The following is a 24709-nucleotide window of genomic DNA, read 5'->3' on the forward strand; positions in this document are numbered from 1 at the left end:
GCGTTTTTTGTTGAATGCGTAACTCTTGGCTCGACGGGCTGGATTCTGGTGATTATTTAGCTTCTAATGCAAGGGCTAACTCTGAACGCGAATATTGACCGATACAACATAGCCAGCCCAATTTGCTGGCTTTTTTGTATCCGTTACGAATTTGCTATACGGTATAGCGCTTTATTTTTTTAAATTGGTAGTCTTACTCTTATGTCTTTTTTTAGGGAAATCCTTACATTGAATAGGATATTCAAATCACTTTTTCTAGTGTTGTTTTTTTTCAGTGCGTTAGCGATTGTATTTTTAAAATCGGAATACAATGTCGATAAAGTAGATCTACTGGACGTTAAAAGAGAGTTGGTGGAAGGCTTTCATGCGTCAGGAAGAGATATATTCTTTTCTGATGAAGAACATCTTGCATCGGTTGAGTGCAATATTGTGACAAACTACAAGAATGACATTTGTGGTTTGGTGTTTGTTTTACCTCAAAAGCAAGGTAAAGGTTTTCCCCTCGATCGCTATGATTCTTTGAACTTCAATATCGAAAGCCACTCAAGCAATGACGCTTACAATCATCGGATTCGAGTTTTTGTCAAAAATATTTTAGGGACAGAAACCGATGAATTAGAAGAAATAAAAGCCTTCAAATTCCATGCCGTACGCATTAAAAGCAACGGCGATATGGTCGTTCCATTGTCCCGATTCAAAGTAGAAACCTGGTGGGAAGATATGAACAACATACCGTTTAATCTTTCCTATGTGGATATGAGTTCGGTCGCGAGCATAGAGTTTTTCATCAACGACATGCCAATTTTAGATGAAGGCCGTTACACGATCACCTTGTCTAAATTAGAGCTTGTCGGTCGTGTTGTTTCAGATGCGGTCTTGTACAAAGTCCTGCTGTATTCCTGGTTGTTATTTTCTGTCTTTTCGATGGCTTTTTATTTTCTATTAAAGCTTGAAACGTTTAATAAAATGCGAGGTCAGGCTTACTACGATCCTGATTCTAATCTATTAAATATGATTGGTTTTGAAGAAAAATATAAAAAAGTAGCCAACAAAAAAGCGACCTTTTATCGAGTACGAGTCATAAACTGGAACAGCTTAGTGCGCCATTTTGGCCTGTTAATGGCCAATTATTTACTAAAGCAAGTTGTCGTAAAAAACGCGGGACTAAATAAAAATTATTTTTCCATAACCGCTCGTTTAAATAACAATGAACTGATCTTTGTTCGTTATGGTGGCCCTTTATCCATTGAGCAAGAAGAAATTTTTATTGGCGCCATGTTGTCTCCAATCAATGTTTCCGGCTTGGGCGAACTGCGACTGGATGTAAAGGTAGGCGTGAGTTTGGAAGAGAAGTCGCCTAAAGACAGTCAGTTTGTTTTAGACCGTACAGACATCTCGATTCAGTCCATTCTTCGTAATAAAACTCGATTGCAATTTTACAGTCGGGAAGTAAGCCAGCAGGCTGAGCAAAAGACATTTTTAGAGAAGCAAATTAAACTGGCGTTAAAAAGAAGAGATTTTTATCTTTTGTATATGCCGATTTACAGTGCATCGGCGAATAAAATGATAGGGGTTGAGGCGTTACTACGATGCCGCTTACAAGGTCTAAAAGACATCTCTCCTGAAGTTTATATATCCATTGCAGAAGAAACGGGCTTGGTTCGAGACATTGATCTTATGGTGATTGATATGGCTCTCCGAGACTTTTCTCAATTCAACTTCCCTAGCGACTTTACGTTATCGATCAATTTGTCTTCAAAGGAATTGCTGGATACGTCGTTTGTTTCACACTTTAAACGAATGGTTAATCGTGCGGAGTTTGACTTTAATCGTCTGTGTTTAGAAATTACCGAAACCTTCCTATTAGACATCGACACGGTCTGCGTTAAAACCATCGATGACTTTAGGGCAATGGGTTGTAAGGTATCGCTCGATGATTTCGGAACGGGTTATACCTCGTTCCAGCAATTGGTTAATTTTCCAGTCGATGAAATAAAAATAGACAGAGACTTTATTGGTGGGATGAAAAACAATAAAGGTTATGATGCCATCGTGAATTCGTTAATATCCATTGCTGATGCTTATAACTACAAAGTGGTTGCAGAAGGTGTTGAAGACATTGAAACCTATGAATTATTAGTAAGCAAAGGGTGTGACTTTTTTCAGGGGTATTATTTTTCAAAACCCATTAAGTTGTCTGATATCTACTTAATGACGGAAAAAAGTATAACAGATCAATCGAAAGCGGATGGTGACATTCACCTTTTATAGTGAAGACTGTCGATCTGATCGAGAGAGTCGCGGCCCATTGTGTTAAACAAAAAAAAACCACGATCGATCATTCGATGTGGTTTTTATATCGACTTTAACGTGTTAAAGCGTGAAAGGGCGGTCGCCGTCTTCGTCTTTAATACGAGTTGGCAGACCCATGTCGTTTAGCAAACCTAAGAAAGGTTTTGGATCAAGCTGCTCAACATTGCGCATTTCTTTTGCGTCCCAAGTGCCATTGGCAACCAGAATCGCGGCAGCAACAGGCGGCACACCAGCGGTATAAGAAATACCTTGGCTTCCCACTTCGTTGTACGCGTCTTTGTGATCCGCTACGTTGTAGATAAAGACTTCTTTCTCTTTGCCATCTTTGATGCCTTTCACCACATCGCCAATACACGTCTTGCCAGTGTAATCTGGTGCAAGGGAAGATGGGTCAGGCAGTACCGCTTTAACGACTTTCAAAGGAATAACTTCTAAGCCTTCCGCGGTTTTTACTGGCTGCTCAGAAAGCAAACCTAGGCTTTTTAGCACAGTGAAAACATTGATGTAATGTTCGCCAAAGCCCATCCAGAAACGCACGTTTGGCACGTCTAGATTTTGAGAAATAGAATGAACTTCATCGTGGCCAGTCATATAAGCGGTTTGTTTACCAACGACTGGTAAGTCATCTGTTCGGCTCACTTCGAACATTTTATTTTCTTGCCACGCACGATTTTGCCAAGAGTAAACGCGACCGGTAAATTCACGGAAATTGATCTCTGGGTCAAAGTTGGTTGCGAAGTATTTACCGTGACTACCGGCATTGATGTCGATAATGTCGATGTCGCTGACAGTGTCGAAATAATCATTGTAAGCAAGTGCGGCGTACGCGTTTACGACACCTGGATCAAAACCTACGCCAAGAATAGCGGTCACGCCTTTGTCTTTACATAATTCGCGGCGTTTCCATTCGTAGTTTGCATACCAAGGTGGTGTTTCACAAATTTTTGCTGGGTCTTCGTGGATTGCCGTGTCGAGATAAGCCGCGCCAGTTTCTATGCAGGCTTCTAATACAGACATGTTGATGAAGGCAGAACCTACGTTGATGACGATCTGAGATTCAGTATCGTTAATCAATTTGACCGTTGCAGCAACATCAAGTGCGTCAAGGGCGAATGCTTGAATGCGGCCCTCTACCTTCATGCTACCTTTGTCGAGTACACTGGATACAATATCGTCGCATTTCGTAACGCTGCGCGAAGCAATTGCGATATTGCCCAGTGTGTCATTGTGTTGGGCACATTTGTGGGCTACAACACGAGCCACGCCTCCGCCGCCAATAATAAGCACATTTTGTTTCATAGTAACGCTGTCTCCAAAGTTTTAGTCTAAGTCTAGGCAGTTAGGAAAGATTCTGCTCAAAATCGTTGTAATCAAATTCTCTGACAAGTTCGATGCTTCCATCTAATTGACGTATGGCAATGGACGGCATTTTCACACCGTTGAACCAGTTCTTTTTCACCATGGTGTAACCAGCGGCGTCTTGGAAAGACAACCGATCACCCACTTGCAGTGTTTTTTCAAATTTAAATTCGCCGAAAATATCGCCCGCTAAGCAGGATTTTCCGCAAATCATGTATTCGTGTTCTCCATCGCAAGGGGCCATTTTAGCATTTTCACGATAGATCAGCAGGTCTAGCATGTGCGCTTCAATGGAACTGTCGACCACGGCTAAATTCTTGCCGTTAAACAAAGTGTCTAATACGGTGACTTCAAGTGTGGTGCTTTTGGTAATCGACGCTTCGCCAGGTTCTAAATAGACTTGAATGTCGTATTTTTCAGCAAAGGCTTTTAGGCGTTGGCAAAATTGATCGATAGGGTAGTTGTCACCTGTAAAATGAATCCCGCCACCAAGGCTGACCCAGCTTACTTGCTGAATCAAATGTCCGAAGCGTGCTTCGATAAGCGTTAACATTTCATCAAAGCGTTCGAAGTCGTCGTTCTCGCAGTTGTTGTGGAACATGAACCCTGAGATGTCGCCAATGACCGTTTCGATTTTTTCAGGATCCCATTCGCCAAGACGGCTAAAAGGCCTTGCTGGATCGGCAATCAAAAATTCAGACGTGCTGACTTGAGGGTTCACCCGCAAACCGCGAGTTTTGTTTTCACTGGCCGTTTTAAAGCGATTAAATTGACCGATGGAATTAAAAATAATTTTGTCGGAATGGGCCAAGACTTCGTCAATTTCATCGTCTGAATACGCCACGCTGTAGGCATGCGTTTCGCCTTGAAACTTGGTTTTGCCCAGTTTAACTTCGTATAAAGAAGAAGACGTGGTGCCATCCATGTACTCTTGCATGAGGTCGAATACAGACCAGGTTGCAAAGCATTTAAGCGCCAATAAAGACTTGGCTCCGGACTGTTGGCGCACGTAAGCGATCTTCTCTAAATTCTTCAGAAGAGCGGCTTTATCAATGAGGTAATATGGAGTCTTGATCATGGCAACCTGCCCGTTAGTCAAAACGGAGTATTCTAGTGCAAAGGCGGGTGTGTTTTCTAGCTTAAAATAGGTATTTAAATATCCTTCTTGACCATTTCGACAATTTTTACGCTTCCTTTTATTAACGTAGGATTTTTAGCGGCTTGGTTTGTCCTCCTCATGGGGGATTCATTGGTGATTTCACATTTGCGTAAGAGAGAATAGGGTAACCTCTTGGCTAATTCTGCTCTATAATCCGCTACGATTGATTTTATTCGGCGTTTTAAGGTGCATACTTTCGCCATTAATAGATTTTTGAAGAGTATAAGGAACATCTTAGTATGTTGATTTTAGTAATAGGTTTGGTGATTTTCTTTTGTTTGCATTCCGTACGTTTGGTTGCGCCGCAATGGCGTGAATCCAGTATGAAAGAGCACGGAGAAATGCGTTGGAAAATGCGTTTTGGCTTGCTTACGTTGATGTCGACGGCATTCATTGTTATGGGCTATATGCAAATGCGCGTTGAACCTATTTGGTTGTGGTTTCCACCGGTTTGGACGCGTCATTTAGCGGGTTTACTTGTGCTGGTAGCGCTGTTCTTTGTTGGTTCGGCGTTAGTCAAAAATTCCACCATGAAAAATAAAATGGGTTACCCAATGTTAATTGGGGTGAAAATTTGGGCATTTGCTCACTTAATCAGTAATGGCACCGTGGCCGATGTGATGATATTTGGCAGCTTTTTAGTGTGGTCTATTGTGAGCTTTGCTGTGTACCGTCGTCGTGATCGATTGGCAGGTGTGGTGTATGAGCAATCTGAAGATTCTAGCGTGCCGGCTAATTTAATCGCTTTCGTGTTTGCCATGATGTCTTGGTTCACGATTGTTTTCTATTTGCATCAAGCGATTATCGGTGTTTCTCCACTGGTCTAATGGATGTTAAGCACATAAAAAAAACGCCCTGTTAGAAATCTGACAGGGCGTTTTTTTTGGATGAACCGAGTGATTAGGTTCTAAAGTTGTTGATGTTTTTCGTTAAATCATCCGCTAATGACTTAAGTTCTTCCGCACGAGAGGCACTTTCAGCCGCAAGTGTAACCAGTTCAGTAGAACCTTGCTGAATGTCTGCTGTATTCTGATTCACTTCGGCGGTTACGCTGGTTTGTTCTTCCGTTGCGGTCGCAATTTGCGCCGCACGATCATTGATCGTCGTGACAGATTGCTGAATCGTATCTAAGCTGATCTTCGCCTGATTCACGTCTTCTACGCTGTCATTCGCTCTGGTATGGCTAAGCTGGATTTTGACAACGGCGTCTTTGGTGATCTTCTGCAATGACTCAATCATTTTTTGAATTTCTTCAATTGAGCTATACGTGCGCTGAGACAGCACTCGCACTTCATCGGCGACGACGGCAAAGCCTCGACCTTGTTCACCAGCGCGGGCTGCTTCTATCGCCGCGTTCAACGCAAGTAAGTTGGTTTGCTCGGCGATGGCTGAAATGGTCGTCAAGATCGTATTGATGCCATCGGCATTTTTACTTAAATCGTTTATTACGTCGGCAACGCCTTGGATATCAGCGGCCAAGGTGCGAATGCTTTCTTGGCTTTTAATGACTTGAGACTGACCAAGGTTGCTGGCGGCCACGGTTTCGTCTGCATTGATCGCTGTGTTGGTGGCGTTGGTAGCAATTTCTTGTGTTGCCTGCGCCATCTGATGGATCGCGGTCGCCACCATTGCGATATTGTGCTGCTGCTCTTCTAATTTAAGCGCACTGTTTTGTGATGAATCATGAGCGGCGTTGGCTTGGCCTGATAAATCATGGCCGATCTCTTTAAGGTGCGAAATGGTACCGTGTAGCAAGGCCACAAACTGGTTGAAGTTACCAACTAGAAGCGCGATTTCATCGTTAGACGTCGCGGTTAAGCGTTGGGTCAGATCGCCATCGCCTTTTGCTATTTGCGCCATGCTATCGGATACGCGGCGTAAATCTTTCAATAAGAAGCGCGTGACTTGAACCACGATTAAGATCGCAATGGAAAGCAGTACAAATACGGCGATGACAATGTTGGTACTGAGGTTAACGAGCGGCGCGTTTAATACCTGCTTGTCCATCATTAGACCGAGAACCCATGGGCTGCCTTTTATGTTACTGGCGTACATCAGGATGTCTTTGTCGTGCAATTTAAGCTCGGTAAATTGTGCTTGGTTGCGGATATCGGCGAAAAAACGTCCATTTAGGACAGGGGACAACTCCGACGCGTCTTTCAAAATACGTTTGGTATCTGGGTGCGCAATGATTTTTCCGTTGCCATCAAACAAGGTGCTGTAACCGTCACCTGCGACATTCATGGCAATGATGGTATCGATCATGCTGTCTAAGAACACCAAGCCACCAATTGCACCAATGAATCGACCATTGATGGTAATAGGCTCAACAAAGGTCATAGAGAGCTTTTTGGTGGACGACGAAATATAAGGTGCAGTGACATACGCTTTGTTTTTGGCTTTGGCGTCGATATACCAACCACGTTTTCTTGGGTCATAACCTGCGCTGTTGAGTGATGGATCGTGACGATACATCGCGCCATTTTCTAGGCCTAAGAATGTCATACCAAACTGCAAGCTGGCTTGCGCTTGTTGCAGGATATTTAAGATGTCTTTTTCACTGGCTTCTGGATTGGCTTTTAAAGACGCTTCAATTTTATCTCGTACGGCGTGCATGGTACTAATGCGATCATCGGACCAACTGCTGATGTACGTGGATATAGCGCTGGCTTGAGAGCGTGCTTCTGACTTTATGCGAGCATCGCTGTCGGTTTTAAACGCATAAAAAGACACACCACCAACCCCAATGGCAATAATAATGGCCACGATAATGGATTGGAGGGTGATCTTTGTCTGTAACGAAAAGTGCATCCGTTTTCTCCTTCGTATTCTGAAAAGTGCAATTCTACTGAGTGTGTTTGACTGGTCTGTATTTTCGCGGCGATTTTGTACTATTTAGCGTTCACTTTCTATTAGTTTTTCGACATCGGATAGTTTTGATACTTTTTAGGCTTTCTGTTATCGTCCGCGACCCTTTTACGAGCGATGACAGGTAAGAAATAGATGATTTGTGGATTTGATTACGGAACATCCAATTGTGCATTAGGCATCGTGCAAGATTCGGCTGTGAATTTGGTCGCGTTAGAAGGAAACCATACGTTTTTACCTTCCACTTTATACGCCTTAGATCGCGATTTGATTACGGAAGCCGTTGGCAGAAACATTCAAAGCATTCAGTCTCGCCAAGCCTTTGCTGAACTTCGTCAAAATGCATTAGCACGCGCCAAACGCGCGCGTTATGAAGAAGACATCGCAGACGATGACCAAACCTTGTTTTTTGGTCGAGCGGCATTTGAGGAATATTTTCAATGGCCTGAAGAAGGCTACTTCGTAAAATCGCCTAAATCTTTTCTAGGCGGCGCAGGGTTACGCGCAGAGCATATCCATTTTTTTGAAGACGTCGTTACTGTCATGATGCAAAACATCAAGCAGCGAGCGGAAAAAACCTTAGGCGCAGAGATTACTCACACTGTAATTGGTCGCCCGGTGAACTTTCAAGGCATCGATGCAGAAGTCAGTAACCGCCAAGCTTTAGATATTCTAACCACCGCCGGTAAACGTGCGGGCTTTAAAGAAATCGAATTCCTTTATGAACCGATCGCGGCGGGTTTGGATTTTGAAGTGGCAATGACCGAAAATAAAACGGTGTTGGTTGTCGATATTGGTGGTGGTACAACAGACTGTGCCATGGTTCGCATGGGGCCAGATTATGTGAAAAAGGACGATCGTCGTAACGATTTTTTAGCGCATACCGGTGAACGAATTGGTGGTAACGACTTAGACATTCAAATCGCAGGTAAACATTTAATGCCACTATTTGGTATGGACTCGCTGTTGAAAACAGGCCTGCCAATGCCAACACAAATGTATTGGAATGCCATTACCACAAACGATGTGTCGGCTATTGCCACGTTCAATAGTTTAGAAACTAAGAATCACATCCACCAAATGCGCTTGGATGCGGCCGAACCGAAATTGATTGAGCGTTTTTTGCGGATGCGAGAAGAAAAGCACAATTATCATATAGTGCGCAGCGCAGAAGAGGCCAAAATTGGTTTGTCTGATGCTTTGCAATATTCAGCGTCATTGGAATACATCGAAGCAGGGTTAGGAGCCACTATCACGCGTGATGAGTTGACTAAATCCATTGCTTCGCCATTAGAAAAAATGTTGAACCTAATGGAAAGCGCGATCAAGCAAGCAGGCGAAAAACCAGACTTAATCTATATGACAGGTGGTTCAGCGAAATCGCCAGTGATTCGCGATGCAATTCAACGACGCATCGGCGATGTCCCTGTGTTGGATGGCGATCACTTTGGCAGCGTCGCGGCAGGGTTGACCGTGTGGTCTGAACGTATTTTTAGATGATTCTGTATTTTAGATAAGCCTATTTGAGCACGTTTCATAAGAAGGCCCGCAATATAAAAAAGCGAGTCGACCTAGGTCAACTCGCTTTTTTTGTGCTCGAAAGCCCCTTTCATATAAAGGTAATTACATTGAAAAGCGATCAATCGACGATTTGAGTTTAATCAAAACTTCCGAAAGTGTTTGGGTTGTCGCCATCATCTCTTTGACACCATTCGCGGTTTCATTCGATACGTTACGAATGTTGCTGATGTTTTCATTAACGCTAGACGCGACAGCGGATTGCTCCGTAATCGAGCTGGCAATATTGATCGACATGGAATTGATTAAGCTCACGGACTCCGTCACTTTCATTAATCCTTTACTCGCTTCCATGGCTTTTTCTGCGTTGCCTGCGGCTTGATCACGTCCATTGATGACTTCGATCGATGCGCTCTTAGACAATTTTTGCAGTTGGCCAATCATGCCTTCGATTTCTGCCGTTGCGTCTTGTGTACGAGTGGCTAAGGTTCGTACTTCATCGGCAACAACCGCGAATCCTCGACCTTGTTCGCCTGCTCGCGCCGCTTCAATGGCCGCGTTCAACGCCAGTAGATTAGTTTGCTCGGCAATGCTTCGAATCACATCCAGAACCGAACCAATATTGACGCTTTCGGTTTCCACTTCCTGCATCACAATAGACGCTTTACCAATGACACTGGCTAAACTTTGCATGTCAGTCGCCACGTTATTAACGACTTGAGTACCGGTTCTGGTTTCTTCGTCGGCTTTTTTCGTTTCGCTGGTGGTTTCGGTAACATTTTGGGAAACGTTTTCGACGGCAATGACCATTTGTCCCATTGCAGTGGCCACCAAATCTGTTTCAAGCTGTTGTTTGGCCATGCCGTCCGAAGCTAATGACGCATTTTTTTGTACTTGCAGGCTGGAGTTTGTGAGTGATTCCATGCACGTTCGAACTTCCATTTGCATCGATCTTAATTGTGTAATGGTGTTGCGACCATGTCTAAACAGAATGTCGATTTCATTTCTGCTTTGCGTTTGGTTGTTTTGTGGGTGTTCAAACAGGCTAGTAGAAAGGTTGCCGTTTCCTAACTCTTGTAAGTCTTGTCCTGCACGTTTTAAAGGCGCCAAAATACCTTTGGTAATAAAGGCAATAAGGGAGACAAGAATAATAGCGCAGATAATAGAAATGATGATTAAGCTATTGCGAACAGAGTCCGCCACCACGGTGAATTCATCAATCGGCCCGCCAGTGACCATGGCCCAGTTCCAGCGATCGGCACGGCTAAATGCCATGATTTTTTTCTGAGATGTGCCATTAATCGTCTGTTCAGTAATAAAGGTACCGCTGTTTTGGCTCTTCATTAATTGTAAGTTTTTCTCAGCGTCATCAAAACCAAGCTCTGTAAATAGCTTGCCTTTGTTGTTTGAGTCGATAACGATTTTGCCGAAGTCTTTCCCTTCATTAAGGTTGACGACCATGGCCTTCCCCGTTTTTCCAAAGGAGAGGTCATTGATCTGTTTTTCTAGGTTTTTCAAACCTTCGGTGTAGTTAAAACCGACATACAGAATACCAATGACTTTGCCTTTTGAGTCTTTGAAAGGAACGTATTTGGTCATGTAATTACGCCCAAACAAAGACGCTGGCCCTGCGTAAATTTCGCCTTTAATGAGCTTCTGGTAACCCGGATGGCTTTTGCCTAAAAGGGTGCCGTAAGCGCGGTCGCCATTGGCTTTTTTCAACGAAGTACTAATGCGAAGGAAGTCATCACCGTAACGAATAAAAACCGTTGCAGTACCGCCTGTCATGCTGGTGAACTGATCGGGTTTACTAAAGTTCAAGTTAATGGTTTCGCCTGAGTTACTGGCCAGTGGACTGTTGTATTCGCCAATTTTTACGCTGTCTGAATCGCTGACTGTGATGCCATTAGGGAATAGCGTGAAGAAAATATCGGCCAATCTGTCGGTGCTGCTTTCAAGATTTTCATTATAAAAATCAAGCAACATATCGCCTTGTCCCGCACTGGTTTGAAGTTCATGTTCGATGCTTTTCATAAAACCATCATGGGATTTGTTCGAGGCTAGCCAGCTAAGGGCACTGAAACAGATTATGGAAACGATAAAGACCGAAAATGCTAATTGTTGGGTAATGGGTATGGCTTTTAAACGTTGAATCATCAAGAAATTCCTTCTATTGATGTTGCTTTTAATCAGGCTAATTAAGCAGTTGATAAAGCTTTTATTTTTATAGTTGTCCTTATTTTTCGTGCTAAATATGTACTGAAATGGGTAAATTCACCTTCGGTGAAGGCATGAAAAAGAGCAGGGCTCTTAATTGTTTTTATCAAACGTATAGAATAGAAAAGGTAACAAGGCGTTATCGGTCCTGTTACCTGATCTTACGTTATTGTCTACTTTGAGCGTTACGTTTTATAGCTCAGGGTGCGTTTTTTCAACGTGATGTTTTTCGTTCACTGGGCGTACCATGAGATTGGCAAAGAAACCAACGACCAATAAGCTTGCCATGACATACATTGTTGTATTGTAAAGGCTTGAGGTTGGATCGATTGTGCCAACAGGTGCGATTTCCATCAGCTTTGCTACCGTAACGGTTTTGGCCGCAATGAGTTCACTTAGGTGTGACACAGACGCATTGAATTTCGCTTCAAATACCGCTGGGTCAATTTTACTGACCAAGTCACTAATCGCATTTTCTACCGATAGGTTTCGTAGGTAGGTGATAACAAACGGCCCAAGCACGCCAGCGGTTGCCCACGCGGTTAATAAACGACCATGAATACCACCAACGTGTAATGTACCGAAAATATCCGCCAAATACGCAGGGATAGTTGCAAAACCACCACCATACATGGTGAAAATAATCATGGTAGCTGCGTAGAACATGATCAACCAGGTGACTGAAGCATCGGCGCTTACCGCTGACGCCGCAAAAGGAATGGATAGGTACAAAAGCGTGCCAAGGATGAAGAAACAATGGTACGTATTTTTGCGCCCAATAAAGTCAGACGTAGAGGCCCAAAAGAATCGACCACACATATTAAAGACAGAAATCATTAATACATACGTGCCCGCGAAACTCGCGGTGGCGATCAGAGGTAAAGTGGTGCCGAAAATTTCCGTCATCATGGTTTTGGCAATGCCAATTACACCAATACCAGCGGTCACGTTAAAGCATAAAACCACCCACAACAGCCAAAACTGCGGTGTTTTTAGCGCTTGATCAATGTGTACGCTGTTGTTGGTAATCATGCTTTTTTCAGCGTCTTTTACGGGTGGCGTCCAGCCTTCTGGTTTCCAGTCTTTCGCCGGTACGCGATATGCGAACGAGGCTATGATCATGATAATAAAGTAAACAATACCCAACGTTAGAAACACACTGGAGGCGCCTGTATTACCCGTTCCAACAACATACACACCGGCATCACCAGGAGTAGGCAATTTAGCGGCTTCAGACGCCGTCGCTATAACCACTTCCAGTTTTCCCGTTGCTAATTCAGCAAAACGCTTTCCACCTTCCGTGATGAGTTGTACAGCGGATTCTGGGCCAAGATAGGTTGGAGCAACGGCGAATTTTTCCAATAAAAATGTTTTAAGTGGTGCGCCGATCATAGCACCACCGCCAAATCCCATGATTGCCATACCAGTCGCCATGCCGCGCTTGTCAGGGAACCAGCGAAGCAGTGTAGACACAGGTGAAACATAACCCAGTCCTAAGCCGCAGCCGCCAAACACGCCGTAACCTAAATACACTAACCATAATTGGTGAGTCGAAATACCAATGCTACCGATGATGAAGCCACCACCCCAAAGAAATGCGGCAGTCACCCCCACGCAACGTGGACCGACTTCTTCAAGCCATTTACCGGCAATGGCCGCAGACAGGCCAAGAAAGACGATGGCGACGGAGAAAATCCACACCACGCTACTTAGGCTCCAGTCTTGTGCAGAGCTGGTCACGACACCAAATTCTTTGGTTAATGCCGGGTTAAAAATACTCCATGCATAAACGGATCCGATGCATAAATGAATAGCGATTGAAGCGGGAGGCACTAGCCAGCGATTAAAGCCGGCGGAGGCAACTATTTTATCCTTCATTAAGAAGGATAGGAGAGAGCGAATAAAGTTCATAATCTGAGTCCTTGCAGAGAATTATTAATTATCGTTAGTAACATTATTAATACAAAAAATTACAATTGTTACTATAATGTTTTTTTATGTGTTTTATACATTTTTTTCACAATCAGTGCGTAATTCATTGTCCTTAAAGTGGTTACCGCTTCCGTTTAATGATGTTGTTGAAAAGCAGCAGGTTGTATCTATGTCAACAACAAGTCGTTGAACCATTTAATTTCCCCCGTGATCGGTTCTACGAATTGATGGTAAACTGTTTATCGACTAAACAATTACTCTTGGAGTATCCACTTGATTCAAACACTCTTTATTCAGCTAAAAGGTCTTTTTTCTTGGAGTGAGGTAAAACGTCCTTGGCACCTTGCTGTGTTGGCGGCGGTGTGTGTGGGGATTCCGGTTTTGATTGGTGCGGCGCTAGACCAATTTGCCGTAGCGACCTTGTCCAGTTTGGGGGCCATGGTTATTTTGTATTTACCCAAAACACGTACGGCGCATCGAATGGTGACTTTGGTCATGTGTTCGTTTGGTTTCATGGTGTGTTTTAGTATTGGCTCCCTCGCCAGTTTCAACCCTTATGTTGCGGCGCTGGCGCTGGGCTTATTGTCGTTTGGGGCTATTGTCATTACTCGTTATTATCGCTTGCCACCACCGGGCAGTTTTTTCTTTATTTTGGTGACGGCATTGGCGATTTATTTGCCTTTTAATTTAAGTACTTTCGTTAGTAATGTGGGCATGGTCACTCTTGGCGGCATTTTAGCGTGTGGATTGGCCTTTTTTTACAGTTTGATAACCGGGGCTAATCACTTACCCGCCACCAATATTGAAACAGATACTCAGGTGAATGCGATTATTTTAGAAGGCGCACTGATGGCGTTCTTTATTTCATTCTCTTATTTGGTAGCGCTTTTCCTGGCGTTACCCAACGCACTTTGGGTTCCCATATCTTGCGCCGCTATATTGCAAGGCGCGACGTATCGAATGATTTGGCATCGCAATATTCATCGCATTGTGGGCACAACGATTGGTATGGGGGTGGCATGGTGGATTTTTTCATTAGAGCCAAATTACTGGCATCTGGCGTTATTCATGATTCTCTTCCAGTTTTTAGTCGAATTATTGATCGTTAAAAACTACGGCGCCGCCGTGATCTTTATTACGCCGCTCACCGTTATTATGGCGGAATTTACCAGCGCAAATATGAGTACGGATGTCTTGTTACTGCATCGGTTGGTGGACATCTTTATTGGCAGTACGATTGGTATTTTGGGCGGAACGGTGTTCCATAGAACCTCATTGCTTAAACGCATAGAATCCATAATGAACGCGCGCAGTTCACTGTCTGGACGCAAGCCATTTTAGGTTTTTTTTGTGCGTCAACACGCGTTGTTTTCCATGTGCTTTTTTCTTCGCATTGGTTGCTTAAATTGACGTTAAATCGTACGCTTCGGGTTTCTGACCATAGGGGATTAATACCCTATAGCCAGTTCTTGTGAAGGTGCTAGTGTAGCTAGTGAAACGGGAAACAGGTGCGTTTTAGCAAACCCTGTACTGCCCCCGCAACGGTAAATAAGTGATGTGTTTTTCTACTTGCTTCCACTGTTCATTTTGGATGGGAAGGGACGAGGTTTTTGGGGAAATATTGATTGGCCAAACACTTATGAGTCCGGAGACCGGCCTTCATTCATTAGGATGTTTTACAGGCGTGCTTGACGCATTGCTCATGTAACATCCGCTTATTTGAATCATACGGGTGAGTATGAAGCTAATTTTGGAGGCACATTGTGCATATTGAACCTGGCGTCGTTGATGGCGCAAAAATTGTTTTAAGTTACGCAACGGCATTGGCGGCTTTTGGATTTTCTGCCAAAACGTCCATCGAAATGATTAAAAAAAATGGCGTAATGTCTCTAATGGGGCGCAGTGCTTTCACCACCATGTTGGTGTTTATTTTCTTTCAAGTAATGCCGCATCATGCGGTTGGCGTGTCGGAAGTCCACTTTATTCTTGGGTCAACACTGTTTCTAATGTTTGGTCCTGCGGCGGCATCAATTGGTTTATTGTCAGGGTTGTTAGTACAGGGTGTGTTTTTTGCCCCGATTGACCTTCCCCAATATGGCATGAATGTCACCACGTTATTGTTGCCTTTGTTTGCTATGTCGGTTGTGGCTCGTCGCATTATTTCCGACAACACAGCGTATGTAGACATTACTTACAAACAAGCATTGAAATTATCCCTCACTTACCAAGGTGGCATTGTTGCTTGGGTGGCGTTTTGGGCATTTTACGGTCAAGGGTTTGGTGCTGAGAATGTAGCATCGGTTGCGACGTTTGGCATGGCTTATATGAGCGTTGTCTTGCTTGAACCTGTTTTGGATCTTGCCGTGCTGGCTGGAGCGAAAAGCCTTAATCGGTTCAAAAATTCTACCTTGCTTGAAGCGCGCTTATTCCGTTAAGCAAAATGGGTTGATCGAGAACGACTAAAGACAATGCCCACGTTTTTTACTAGAAATAGAGAAAAAGCGTGGGCATTTTTTTGTCTTTTAGCCATTGGCTCTTATGAACCGTTTGCTGGTTATCCATTATCACGCCCATGTTCACTAACAAAGTCGAGAAAAGCGCGGTTGGCTTTGGATAGGTAGCTGTCTTTGCGCCAAGCAATGCCAAGGTCTAGCCAGATCGGCGGATCAAAAGAACGAGTAATCAGTTTGTCGTCTTCTTCTATCACCATGGCGAGTAGGGTGGAAATACCAAATCCCTGCTGAGTAATGGATTTTATTAAGGGAATGAGGTTGGTCTCAAAGCCGATGTTGGGCGTTCTGTTGCAGGCTTTTGCTAATTTATCGACAATGCGTCGATGGAAATACCCTTCTTTAAACATCGCCAGTTCTTCATCAAAAAACGCGTCTGGTGAGACTCGTTCTAGTTGACTAAACGGATGATCTTCCGCCACCGTGACCAGCATTTCTTCTCGAATTAGAGCTTGAGTCTGCAAGCTGTCTGGTAAGGTTTCCGCGACGATAACGCTTAAATCCAGTTCGCCGTTTTCCAGCATTTTTTGCAGCTGCCAAGTGCCACCTTCAATGACTTTTAACATAATGGTGGGGTAACGATGTCGGAACGCCATGAGAATCGGCGGGAAATAATACGACCCCAACATGCTGGGAATGCCCACACGTACTTCACCTTGGCTTAAGCCTTTCAGCTCGCTCATTTCCAACAGCGCATCATCGGTCGCTTGAATGATTTTTTCGGCGTGCAACAGCAATTTTTTGCCTTCGTCCGTCAGCCCGATGTTTCGATCGGCTCGGTGGATGAGAGTTAATCCCAAATCGGTTTCTAACTTTTTGATCGCCATGCTGACGGCTGGCTGAGCGACGCCAAGCTGCTGAGCGGCTTGGGTAAAACTCTCTGTTTTGGCGATGGCGATGAAATAACGCAGCGGTTTAATGTCCATCAATAATCCTTATGGATTGGATAAGATAGATATATTTTATTGATAAAATGCCGAGGCGTATAGTGTGCCAATACTATTGGTCTTATTCGGACGTCATTTCGAATAGTGTTGCTGTGATACGTGGAGCGTTGTTGTGATAGAAGTAGGTAGTTCTGTTTTTTGGCGAGGGACTTTGGCCCTTGTGATTGGCTCATTTATGATTTTTGCCAACGTGTATGTCACTCAGCCTTTATTGCCGATGATCGCGAAGGAATTTTCCATTAGCCCGCTGCAAGCCAGCGGTAGCTTCACGATTACGACCTTAACCTTGGGGATTTCATTGCTCTTCTACGGGCCAATTTCGGACGCTTTAGGCCGAAAGGGCATCATGGTGATGACCATGGTTGGTATTACCTTAACGACTTTTTGTTTGTCGCTAGTGCAAAGCTACGAATCACTCTTGTTATTACGAGGGTTGCAGGGTTTTTTCCTTGCGGGATTGCCCGCCATTGCCGTAGCGTACTTGGGGGATGAATACACACCAGAAGCCTTGATGGTCGCGGTCGGTTTATACATAAGCGGGAACACATTAGGCGGCATTGGCGGTCGTTTGATTGGTGGTTTTGTAGGCGAATGGCAAGGTCGTTCTGCGACATTTGGAGTAATGAGCGCGGTTAGTCTTGTTTGTTTGTTGGCGTTTTTCTTTTTATTGCCCAAATCTCAGCATTTTGAGCCAAAGCCACTGCGCGTCGGACATATTCTAAATAACATGAAAGATCACCTACAGAATCGTCGTCTGCTTACCTGCTATCTGATTGGGGGGTTCAGCTTCTTTATTTTTATTAATCAATACAGCTATGTGACCTTCGTGCTGGAAGCCGCGCCTTATCATTTAACGGCAAAATACGTCGGTTTGCTGTTTTTAACCTATTTGTCTGGCACCTTGGGGTCGGCTATTTCTGGCAAGCTTGCCAAGCGTTGGAGTCAGCCAAACATCATGGTATTGGGTACCTGTATTTTTATCTTTGGTTCCTTGGTGACGCTCAGTGATTCTTTATTGGCGATTATTATCGGATTATTGATTAACAGCTTTGGTTTCTTTTTATGCCATTCTACGACCAGCAGCTTTGTCAGCCGACATGCGAAACACGCGAAAGCCAGCGCGTCTTCATTGTACTTGGTGTTTTATTATTTGGGCGCTAGCCTTGGCGGCTTTTATCTTGATCCATTCTGGCAAGCAAATGGCTGGACGGGGGTGGTTATGGGGTCTTGGCTGATATTGGGTGTTGTGGCATTGGCGGGTGTGAGTTTAATAAAAGACAATAAACGCGCGATTCAAATGAAGGCGACGCAATAATGTCGCGATTCAGTTTCTTTATATAGAAGAGTGAATAAAGAAAAGTAGGCCGGTTGTTTCTTTGTATCGCGTGAGATCCTTGGTTGCGCTTTCAATGAATCTTGTTACTATGATTCGCATATAGTCGGGGGGCCGTAAGGCTGAGAGTGCATTTTTTGCAGACCCGTTGAACCTGATTCAGTTAACACTGGCGTAGGGAACTATAAATCTTGTTATTGATGATTTGTGATCCTACTCCTGTCTTAATGTAACTCGATCTAGTTCCAGAACGTCCGTTTTGGAGCTTTTATGCCAACTCATACCACAACCCATTCTGCTCATACTGTATTAACGCCGATCGTTTTAACGATTGCGGGCTCTGACAGTGGTGGCGGAGCGGGCATTCAAGCCGATATAAAAGCCATCTCTGCGACCGGAAGCTACGCTTGTTCAGTGATTACCGCGATTACCGCACAAAATACCCTCGGCGTCTCCGCCATTTTCCCTATTCCCCTTGAGCATATTGAAAAACAACTTGACGCTGTATTCTCAGATTTGAATATTGTTGCCGTCAAAGTAGGCATGTTAGCGGACAGCGATACCATCAAATTAGTGGCTGCGAAGCTCAAGCAATACCAACCTGCTTTTTTAGTGGTGGATCCTGTTATGGTGGCGACCAGTGGGGATTTGTTATTGCAAGCTTCCGCCATCAGCACGTTGAAATCTGAGCTTTTACCCCTTGCTGATTTAATCACACCCAACCTGCCTGAAGCAGCGGCGTTGACGGATTCCCCATTGCCAACCGATGATCTGGCCATGCGCGCCATGGTCGATCAATTGCGTCAGCTAGAAGTAAAAACCGTACTGCTTAAAGGTGGGCATTTAGAGCAAGAAGATAACAGCACAGACCTTCTTATTCTGGCCGATCGTATCGAAGAACTCAGTGCGAAACGCACTCCTACTCAGAATACGCACGGCACGGGTTGCACATTGTCGTCGGCGATTGCCTCGTATTTAGCGCAAGGCCATGATCTGCTGCACGCGGTTCAGTTAGGCAAAAACTACATATCGAAAGCGATTGAACACGCAGATGAGTTAAACATTGGCGCAGGTCACGGTCCAGTCAATCACTTCTTTCAAGGTCATGCCAATGCCGGATAATGTGCTGTCTTTTCCTATGTCTGGTTTGTCAAATACCTCGGTGAGTATTTCAATCACAGAAGGGTATTTGCGTTATTTCAATAGTCAGATGCCAACGTTAATGGATTTAAATGTTTTCATTCCCGCAGGGAAATGGACCTGCATTTTAGGTCGTAGCGGCTGCGGAAAAACATCGTTGCTGCGCTATCTAGCAGGTCTGTTAGACCAGCGAGTAAATTGGTCGGGAAAATTGCGAATTGATCCCGCTCAAGCCGAGTTGAAAGACCAAGTGGCGTACATGGCGCAGCAAGATTTACTGATGCCTTGGCTGTCGGTATTGGACAATGTGTTGTTAAGCACTCGCTTTGGTGAGTCTGCCAAGACTGGTTTTTCTGTGAAAAATACTCATAAGGCCCGTGACCAAAAAGAGCAGGCTTTGACGTTATTGGAAAAAGTTGGGTTGGCGGATAATGCCCACCAATTACCTCAACAATTGTCCGGCGGCATGCGCCAACGTGTCGCGCTGGCAAGAACCCTAATGCAAAACAAACCAGTCGTGTTAATGGATGAACCGTTTTCGGCATTGGACGCGGTCACGCGATATCGTTTACAAGATCTGGCTTGTACGTTGTTAAAAGATAAAACCGTGGTCTTGATCACTCATGACCCACAAGAGGCATTTCGCCTCGCTCATCAAATCTACCTTTTACGAGGCAGCCCAAGTACGGCGGAGCTTCTCACCACGTTATTGTCTTCGACACCACGCGTATTTGATGCAACAGGCGCACAACTTCAACAGCGTATTATGGAACGCTTGGAGTATGACGATGATGAATAAGGTGAGGTTAAAATCTGTGTTTAAAGTCGCGGTGACGCTCTGCGTGCTTTTGGGGTTATGGCAAGTCGTGGTGATGATTTTTGCCATGCCGAGCTTCATTTTACCTGCGCCTTTAGAGGTGTTTGAAAAGCTGATTCAACGACGAGACGTGCTTTTAAAACACACATTCGTCACCGCCACTGAGATCGTTTTCGGCTTGTTATTGGGCCTGTTTATGGGCTTTTTCTTCGCTTTGCAGATGTTGCTGTTTAAGCCGATCAAACGCTGGTTATTGCCGATTTTAATCGCGAGCCAAGCGATCCCCGTTTTTGCCATCGCGCCACTGTTGATGATTTGGCTGGGTTATGGCATTGCCTCCAAAATCGTCATGGCGGCGATCATTATTTTCTTTCCTGTCACGACCTGCTGCTACGACGGTTTGCGAAATACGCCGTCGTGCTACCTCGATCTTGTCAAAACCATGGGCGCAAGCAAATGGCAGAGGCTTCGTCATATTCAATTTCCAGCGTCGTTACCCACGCTGGCGTCAGGTATTCGTGTTGCCGTGGTGATCGCTCCGATTGGCGCGGTGGCAGGAGAGTGGGTAGGTTCCAGTGAAGGTTTGGGTTATCTGATGTTGCAGGCCAACGCGCGGATGATGATCGATGAAATGTTTGCCGCCTTGCTAATTTTGTCTGTGTTGTCCGTTGCTCTGTACTTTGTCACCGATAGGTTACTCAAAAAATATATCCCGTGGGGTGTTTCGTAAAACCGCTCTTCATAAGAAATAATAAAAGGAAAACAAATGAACACGAAAATACTATTAAGCACAGCGGTGCTTGCTGCGTCGTTGTTGTCTACGTCTGTGCAGGCCGAAGAGAGAAAACTCACCTTGATGCTGGATTGGTTTGTAAACCCAAATCACGGCCCGATCGTGATTGCCAAACAGCACGGCTATTTTAAAGCAGAAGGTCTGGACGTGGTGATTCAAGAACCGTCTGATCCTAGCACACCCGCGAAATTAGTCGCTGCAGGTAACGTCGATTTAGCCGTGTCGTATCAGCCAAATTTAACCATGGATGTGGCCGCCGGCTTGCCACTTATTCGTGCCGCGACTTTGGTGGCGACACCGTTGAATACCTTGACCGTGTTGGACAATAAAAAGATCAACGGCATTGCGGATTTGAAAGGCAAAAAAATCGGCATTTCTGTGGCGGGCAATGAAGAAGCCATCGTTGGCACCATGCTCAAAACCCACGGTGTGAAATACGAAGACGTGCAGATTATTAATGTTGGCTGGGCGCTGTCGTCCTCGTTGGCGTCAGGAAAAGTGGATGCGACTTGGGGTGGTTTTCGTAACTTTGAATCCAACCAGCTTGCTTTGGAAGGCATAGAAGCAAAAGCCTTTTTCCCAGAAGAGCACGGCGTGCCTGTGTATGACGAGCTGGTTGTGGTTGCCAATGCTAATAGCTACGACAAAGCCGCGATTCAAGGCTTTAACAAAGCCATAGAGCAAGCGACGATTTACATCGTCAATCACCCGCAAGATTCCTGGAAAGAGTTTGTTGCCTACAAACCGGACACTCTAAATAACGAACTCAACGAGTTGGCTTGGGAAGCGACCTTGACGCGATTTGCTTTGCGTCCCTCTGCGGTTGATTTGAAGCGATATGACGATTATGCCCAGTTTATGTATGAGCAAAAAATCATCAACACCTTACCAAAAGCGCAAGACTACGTGCCGAGCTTTCAATAAAACACTGGCGCACTTTCTATTCGCTTAACAGCAAAAGGAAATACTATGACAATCGATACCATTATTAGCGCATTACACGCCGTGCGCGCGCAGAAACCGCTGGTGGTGAACATCACCAATTATGTGGTAATGAACAATACAGCCAATGCGTTGCTTGCCATTGGCGCGTCTCCCATCATGGCGCATTCTCGCGAAGAAATGGCCGAAATGATGTCTTTTTCCGGTGCCTTGGTGATCAACATTGGCACCCTAGACAGTGTTTGGATCCCTCGCATGGTCGCGGCAGTAGAGCATGCAAATCACCATAATAAAATGGTCGTACTTGATCCTGTGGGTTGTGGCGCCAGTGCATTGCGTACACAAACGTCTCGGCAGATTGCCGAAGCCGCGAATAAGTTGATCATTCGAGGCAATGCGTCGGAAATCATCGCCTTAGCGGGAGAACAAGGGAGCAGCAAGGGCGTGGATGCGATGGACAGCAGTGATGCCGCCGTTGGTGCTGCGCAATACCTCGCGAAAACCTATCAATGCAATGTGGTTGTGTCGGGTGAAACGGACTTTGTTATTACGGCAGACCGCCAAATCAAACTGAATAACGGACACGCCATGATGCCTCTTGTTACGGGAATGGGCTGTTCATTAAGCGCATTAACCGGCGCGTTTGCAGCGGTTGGAGAAGAAACCGGCTTGGCCGCGACGGCGGTGTTTGGCGTGGCAGGGGAAATCGCCGCTGAGCAATCCAAAGGGCCCGGAAGCTTGCAACTTAACGTGTTGGACGCGTTGTATTTGTTGGACGACGTCACGCTTATCCGTCGTTTAAAAATGACCGAATCCTGAGAGTGGCATGAACCCATATCGTTTGTATTTAGTCACCGATGATCAGCAAGACCTAGAAACGCTAAAAACCGTCGTAACAGGCGCGGTCGCAGGTGGCGTAACCATGGTGCAGGTTCGAGAAAAACACGGTGATGTGCGTGCTTTTATCGAACGGGCATTGGCGGTTAAATCGATTTTACAGGGCACCGGCGTGCCCTTAATCATCAACGATCGAATCGATGTTGCCTTGGCGGTGGACGCCGATGGCGTGCACCTTGGTCAATCGGATATGTCGGCCGAAACCGCTCGGCGCCTGATTGGGAAAAACAAACTGCTTGGCCTTTCTGTTGAGAACGAGCAGCAGCTTATGGAAGCGGAATCGCTGCCGGTGGATTATTTGGGATTGAGCGCAATTTTTGCCACGCCAACCAAAAGTGACACCAAAAAAGAATGGGGCATTGAAGGCTTGCGCTATGCGGTTGCGCAAAGCTCCTTTCCTATTGTCGCGATCGGTGGCATTAATGCCTCTAACCTAGACGATATTATTACCACCAACGTCGATGGTGTCGCACTCGTCTCTGCAATTTGTCATGCGCCAAACCCTAAGCAAGCCGCAATGGATTTGTTGAGACAGATAGGGTTGGCTGAATCGAGAAGAGGAGAGAAGCAAACGTAGACACTTGAGTTACTTAGTCGACGTCATATTTTTGTCTTACTAGAATGCTATAAACAGAGAAAGACAAAACAGTAAGTGGACGGTGTATGAACTACCTATTTATTTCTCGCAAAAATGTACATTCTCGTTATTACAAAATGATCATAAAACGTCTGAAATTGGATGCTCAGTTATACATTATGGGATTGCCAAAGTTATCGTCTTTGCGTTATTTGAGACAAGCATTTTTGGTTGATTTTAGAGATATTCGTCATGAGCAATTACTGCGTAAAAAGGCTGATAATCCTATCTGGGATCATGCTCTGCTAAGCCGTGTATATAGCTTAGTACTTATGTGTATTGAAAGGTTAAGGTACGCAAAGTGTCTTGCCGTATTGAGTGAGAAAAGACCTGATTATGTTGTTGTTTGGAATGGCCGGAAACTTCCAAATATCACCATAGTGATGGCGGCGAAGACGTTGGGTATTAAGCTGTTTTATTTCGAAAATGGGTTGTTGCCCAAGACTGTTTCGTTAGACCCAAAAGGGGTTAACTTTGCGTCGTCATTGAGTAGCGATCCGAACTTCTATTTGTCATTTGATCCGGAAAATGACTGTGTTTTTTCCGCGCCTGAGATTGTGCCTCGAAGCAATGTACCACAGCGTCAAAATTTCGATCGTATCGTGTTACCAGAACGATTTGTCTTTGTTCCGTTTCAAGTGCCTCATGATACGCAAATTGTTTGTTATTCCTCTTGGATTGATTCCATGGAAAGGTTTTATGAAGAGGCAATACGAGCCGTAAAAACATTAAACGATCCCTCATTAAAAGTGGTTTTTAAAGAGCATCCTTCTTGGCGTAAACATTACATATCCTTATATGATAAAGATGATATTGCGCTGTTTGCTAATGGGAATGCCACTACGGAGCTTATTGAAAAAGCCGAAGTGGTTTTGACGATTAACTCGACTGTCGGCATGGAATCTTTATTGCTAAATAAGCAAGTGATTACCTTAGGTGATGCTTGCTACAACATCGATGGCCTAGTGTTGCACGCTAATGACCGCCAGCAGCTTGCTGACTGTTTGAATGAAGTGTATCAAGGCTGGAAAATGAATGATTTGTTACGAGATAAGTTTTTTTCTTTTCTAAAGCATGTTTATTGTGTACCTCGCGTAACGAAAGATGATGATGAGCATATTCATGCGGTAAAGCAGCGTTTAACAGGAAGAGATGAATTTTCTGATTTTGAAAGGCGTTAACCTTATGCCGTGAATTAGAAAAAATAATCTTCTTATATCACTAGACTAAATCCATATACACCTAATCAACATGGCGGAAGCGCGACAAACGCTGTCATAAATGGTCTATAAAAACTACCATAGGCCTTTTGTTAGATTCTATAATC

The 24709-nt window shown here is 44.6% G+C and carries 19 protein-coding genes and 2 riboswitches; of the genes, 13 read left to right on the forward strand and 6 right to left on the reverse strand.

Going from position 1 to position 24709, the window contains the following annotated elements; translation table 11 throughout:
- Positions 1–228: 228 nt before the first annotated feature.
- Positions 229–2271, forward strand: coding sequence for an EAL domain-containing protein (locus D104_RS19365; RefSeq protein WP_160168771.1), 2043 nt, complete (start codon positions 229–231; stop codon positions 2269–2271).
- A 102-nt stretch (positions 2272–2373) separates the two neighbouring features.
- On the opposite strand, the gene D104_RS19370 is transcribed toward D104_RS19365, so the two are convergent.
- Complete coding sequence (locus D104_RS19370) at positions 2374–3612, reverse strand: saccharopine dehydrogenase family protein (RefSeq protein ID WP_024022265.1); 1239 nt, start codon at positions 3610–3612, stop codon at positions 2374–2376.
- 40 nt (positions 3613–3652) lie between these two features.
- The gene (gene nspC, locus D104_RS19375; RefSeq protein WP_024022266.1) at positions 3653–4750 is read right to left on the reverse strand and encodes a carboxynorspermidine decarboxylase; all 1098 of its coding nucleotides are present in this window, start codon (positions 4748–4750) and stop codon (positions 3653–3655) included.
- A 320-nt stretch (positions 4751–5070) separates the two neighbouring features.
- On the opposite strand from nspC, the gene D104_RS19380 reads away from it, so the two are divergent.
- On the forward strand, positions 5071–5658 hold the full coding sequence (locus tag D104_RS19380) for an NnrU family protein (protein ID WP_024022267.1): 588 nt from the start codon (positions 5071–5073) through the stop codon (positions 5656–5658).
- A 73-nt stretch (positions 5659–5731) separates the two neighbouring features.
- Here the strand turns inward: D104_RS19380 and D104_RS19385 are convergent, their stop codons facing one another.
- On the reverse strand, positions 5732–7642 hold the full coding sequence (locus tag D104_RS19385; protein WP_024022268.1) for a methyl-accepting chemotaxis protein: 1911 nt from the start codon (positions 7640–7642) through the stop codon (positions 5732–5734).
- Positions 7643–7834: 192 nt separating this feature from the next.
- Here D104_RS19385 and yegD point away from each other — a divergent pair, with 192 nt between their 5' ends.
- A complete protein-coding gene (yegD, locus tag D104_RS19390; RefSeq protein WP_024022269.1) occupies positions 7835–9199 on the forward strand; it encodes a molecular chaperone in 1365 nt (454 codons plus the stop codon).
- 123 nt (positions 9200–9322) lie between these two features.
- Here yegD and D104_RS19395 read toward each other — a convergent pair whose 3' ends face one another.
- Positions 9323–11374 (reverse strand): methyl-accepting chemotaxis protein, encoded by a 2052-nt coding sequence (locus D104_RS19395; RefSeq protein WP_024022270.1) that lies wholly within the window; start codon positions 11372–11374, stop codon positions 9323–9325.
- A 252-nt stretch (positions 11375–11626) separates the two neighbouring features.
- A complete protein-coding gene (locus tag D104_RS19400) occupies positions 11627–13345 on the reverse strand; it encodes an OFA family MFS transporter (RefSeq protein ID WP_024022271.1) in 1719 nt (572 codons plus the stop codon).
- Positions 13346–13639: 294 nt separating this feature from the next.
- Between D104_RS19400 and D104_RS19405 the strand changes: the two genes are divergently transcribed.
- Together D104_RS19405 and D104_RS19410 are read left to right on the forward strand one after the other, a co-directional pair.
- Positions 13640–14707, forward strand: a complete 1068-nt coding sequence (locus D104_RS19405) for an FUSC family protein (protein WP_024022272.1) — start codon at positions 13640–13642, stop codon at positions 14705–14707.
- A 117-nt stretch (positions 14708–14824) separates the two neighbouring features.
- Positions 14825–15041, forward strand: a riboswitch (cobalamin riboswitch).
- 88 nt (positions 15042–15129) lie between these two features.
- The gene (locus D104_RS19410; protein ID WP_024022273.1) at positions 15130–15801 is read left to right on the forward strand and encodes an energy-coupling factor ABC transporter permease; all 672 of its coding nucleotides are present in this window, start codon (positions 15130–15132) and stop codon (positions 15799–15801) included.
- A 119-nt stretch (positions 15802–15920) separates the two neighbouring features.
- On the opposite strand, the gene D104_RS19415 is transcribed toward D104_RS19410, so the two are convergent.
- On the reverse strand, positions 15921–16802 hold the full coding sequence (locus D104_RS19415; protein WP_024022274.1) for a LysR family transcriptional regulator: 882 nt from the start codon (positions 16800–16802) through the stop codon (positions 15921–15923).
- Between the two features lie 133 nt (positions 16803–16935).
- Between D104_RS19415 and D104_RS19420 the strand changes: the two genes are divergently transcribed.
- From D104_RS19420 to D104_RS19455, 8 genes are all read left to right on the forward strand, one after another.
- A complete protein-coding gene (locus D104_RS19420) occupies positions 16936–18138 on the forward strand; it encodes an MFS transporter (RefSeq protein ID WP_024022275.1) in 1203 nt (400 codons plus the stop codon).
- Positions 18139–18253: 115 nt separating this feature from the next.
- Positions 18254–18354, forward strand: a riboswitch (TPP riboswitch).
- A gap of 72 nt (positions 18355–18426) precedes the next feature.
- On the forward strand, positions 18427–19278 hold the full coding sequence (gene thiD / locus D104_RS19425; protein WP_024022276.1) for a bifunctional hydroxymethylpyrimidine kinase/phosphomethylpyrimidine kinase: 852 nt from the start codon (positions 18427–18429) through the stop codon (positions 19276–19278).
- Positions 19268–20095 (forward strand): ABC transporter ATP-binding protein, encoded by an 828-nt coding sequence (locus tag D104_RS19430; RefSeq protein ID WP_024022277.1) that lies wholly within the window; start codon positions 19268–19270, stop codon positions 20093–20095. The genes thiD and D104_RS19430 overlap by 11 nt, the downstream gene beginning before the upstream one ends.
- Complete coding sequence (locus D104_RS19435) at positions 20085–20843, forward strand: ABC transporter permease (RefSeq protein WP_024022278.1); 759 nt, start codon at positions 20085–20087, stop codon at positions 20841–20843. Before D104_RS19430 ends, D104_RS19435 begins: the two co-directional genes overlap by 11 nt.
- A 36-nt stretch (positions 20844–20879) precedes the next feature.
- Positions 20880–21830, forward strand: a complete 951-nt coding sequence (locus tag D104_RS19440; RefSeq protein ID WP_024022279.1) for an ABC transporter substrate-binding protein — start codon at positions 20880–20882, stop codon at positions 21828–21830.
- A gap of 45 nt (positions 21831–21875) precedes the next feature.
- Complete coding sequence (thiM, locus tag D104_RS19445; protein WP_024022280.1) at positions 21876–22667, forward strand: hydroxyethylthiazole kinase; 792 nt, start codon at positions 21876–21878, stop codon at positions 22665–22667.
- 7 nt (positions 22668–22674) lie between these two features.
- Positions 22675–23322 (forward strand): thiamine phosphate synthase, encoded by a 648-nt coding sequence (gene thiE, locus D104_RS19450; protein WP_024022281.1) that lies wholly within the window; start codon positions 22675–22677, stop codon positions 23320–23322.
- An 86-nt stretch (positions 23323–23408) separates the two neighbouring features.
- Positions 23409–24563, forward strand: coding sequence for a capsular polysaccharide export protein, LipB/KpsS family (locus tag D104_RS19455; protein ID WP_024022282.1), 1155 nt, complete (start codon positions 23409–23411; stop codon positions 24561–24563).
- The last annotated feature ends 146 nt before the right edge of the window (positions 24564–24709 follow it).

Source organism: Marinomonas profundimaris (assembly GCF_000508165.1).
GTDB lineage: Bacteria > Pseudomonadota > Gammaproteobacteria > Pseudomonadales > Marinomonadaceae > Marinomonas > Marinomonas profundimaris.

Excerpts from the sequence above, each read along its gene's own strand:
- D104_RS19395 (WP_024022270.1), bottom strand. The coding sequence starts at position 11,374 with ATGATTCAACGTTTAAAAGCCATACCCATTACCCAACAATTAGCATTT.
- thiM (WP_024022280.1), top strand. The coding sequence starts at position 21,876 with ATGACAATCGATACCATTATTAGCGCATTACACGCCGTGCGCGCGCAG.
- thiE (WP_024022281.1), top strand. The coding sequence starts at position 22,675 with ATGAACCCATATCGTTTGTATTTAGTCACCGATGATCAGCAAGACCTA.
- D104_RS19370 (WP_024022265.1), bottom strand. The coding sequence starts at position 3,612 with ATGAAACAAAATGTGCTTATTATTGGCGGCGGAGGCGTGGCTCGTGTT.
- D104_RS19400 (WP_024022271.1), bottom strand. The coding sequence starts at position 13,345 with ATGAACTTTATTCGCTCTCTCCTATCCTTCTTAATGAAGGATAAAATA.
- nspC (WP_024022266.1), bottom strand. The coding sequence starts at position 4,750 with ATGATCAAGACTCCATATTACCTCATTGATAAAGCCGCTCTTCTGAAG.
- D104_RS19435 (WP_024022278.1), top strand. The coding sequence starts at position 20,085 with ATGATGAATAAGGTGAGGTTAAAATCTGTGTTTAAAGTCGCGGTGACG.
- yegD (WP_024022269.1), top strand. The coding sequence starts at position 7,835 with ATGATTTGTGGATTTGATTACGGAACATCCAATTGTGCATTAGGCATC.
- D104_RS19380 (WP_024022267.1), top strand. The coding sequence starts at position 5,071 with ATGTTGATTTTAGTAATAGGTTTGGTGATTTTCTTTTGTTTGCATTCC.
- D104_RS19455 (WP_024022282.1), top strand. The coding sequence starts at position 23,409 with ATGAACTACCTATTTATTTCTCGCAAAAATGTACATTCTCGTTATTAC.
- D104_RS19440 (WP_024022279.1), top strand. The coding sequence starts at position 20,880 with ATGAACACGAAAATACTATTAAGCACAGCGGTGCTTGCTGCGTCGTTG.
- D104_RS19430 (WP_024022277.1), top strand. The coding sequence starts at position 19,268 with ATGCCGGATAATGTGCTGTCTTTTCCTATGTCTGGTTTGTCAAATACC.
- D104_RS19415 (WP_024022274.1), bottom strand. The coding sequence starts at position 16,802 with ATGGACATTAAACCGCTGCGTTATTTCATCGCCATCGCCAAAACAGAG.
- D104_RS19385 (WP_024022268.1), bottom strand. The coding sequence starts at position 7,642 with ATGCACTTTTCGTTACAGACAAAGATCACCCTCCAATCCATTATCGTG.
- thiD (WP_024022276.1), top strand. The coding sequence starts at position 18,427 with ATGCCAACTCATACCACAACCCATTCTGCTCATACTGTATTAACGCCG.